Origin of the sequence: Methylosinus sp. R-45379 (genome assembly GCF_001644125.1) — a bacterium.
Classification (GTDB): Bacteria; Pseudomonadota; Alphaproteobacteria; order Rhizobiales; family Beijerinckiaceae; genus Methylosinus.
Genome location: NZ_LUUM01000175.1, coordinates 1 through 1,049, shown reverse-complemented (window position 1 = coordinate 1,049; position 1,049 = coordinate 1). Strand labels below are relative to the sequence as shown.

The window sequence follows — 1,049 nt, the reverse complement described above, 5'->3', positions numbered from 1 at the left end:
ACATCGCTGTCATAACGTATTGCGGCGTAGAGGGTTTCGTTCGCCAGCACGTCTACTTCAGGCATTATTCCAAAAAGCGCCGAGAGGCTTGCCTGTGGATCGAGATCGACTGCGAGCACCCGATATCCATGCAATGCTAAATACTGAGCGAGATGCGCCGAGGTTGTGGTCTTGCCTGAGCCACCCTTGAAATTCGTGACCGCTATGACTTGCAGCCGTTCCTCAGAGTTCCTTATAGGGAGGTAGCCTCGTCCTTCGTTCCGCCCTTTTGCACCCACGGCCAACATGCGCCTAAGCTCGTTGATTTGGGCTAACGTGTAATGCCGCCGGCCACCTGACGTAACTGCGGGTCGGGGGCCCTCACCGGCGAGCGAAAGCTGTCGGAGGCGTGAATCGGAGACTCCAATTATTCGTGCGGCCTCACCTGAGGTAAACTTCCTCAGTTCCTTTCTGGAAGCCGGCGGGAATAACGCTTCACTCATGGCCTGCAACTGCTCACTAAGCAGATGCGCGTGCTCGCCGATCGTTTCATCGATCGACGGTAACTGAGCCCCTGAACGAGCTGAAGCCATATTCACGAAGCACCCCTTCGCTAACGAAAGATTGACCAGAAAGTTCGACTTTCCGTAAAAGTGTCGAAAAACTCGATTCGCGCAAGCTGTTTTTGGTTAACGGGGTTTAACGAGTTTGGCGACTCGTCAGTTGGGAGCTCCCAACAAAACGGCTCGAAGCGCCTAGAATCTATCTGCCTTTCCGGTGCTGCATGAAACTTCGTCGCCATAGGCGAAAGACATTTAGATTGAACGGGGTCCGGCTGCTCGGGATATCTCCGCGGATCACGGATCAAATCCATCCTTCGATTATCTCGTCGGTGAAAAACACATCCCTTTATGAAGGCCGGTGTCCGCCCTCCAGATTAAGTCCGAGCGCACTCTTGTCGTTTCAGAAGGCAGATAAGCGTATGATCGGCAAATAATGCGTGGCCGTGTCGAGCTCATCAAGCAACCCAGACAGCGCGAGCTAACCCGCCAACTCGCCTCAAGAACGCC

The 1,049-nt window shown here is 54.1% G+C and carries 1 protein-coding gene; it reads right to left on the bottom strand.

Going from position 1 to position 1,049, the window contains the following annotated elements:
* A partial coding sequence (locus A1351_RS23855; protein ID WP_371441469.1) for an AAA family ATPase occupies window positions 1–578 on the bottom strand: 578 nt, incomplete at its 3' end.
* Window positions 579–1,049: the final 471 nt, after the last annotated feature.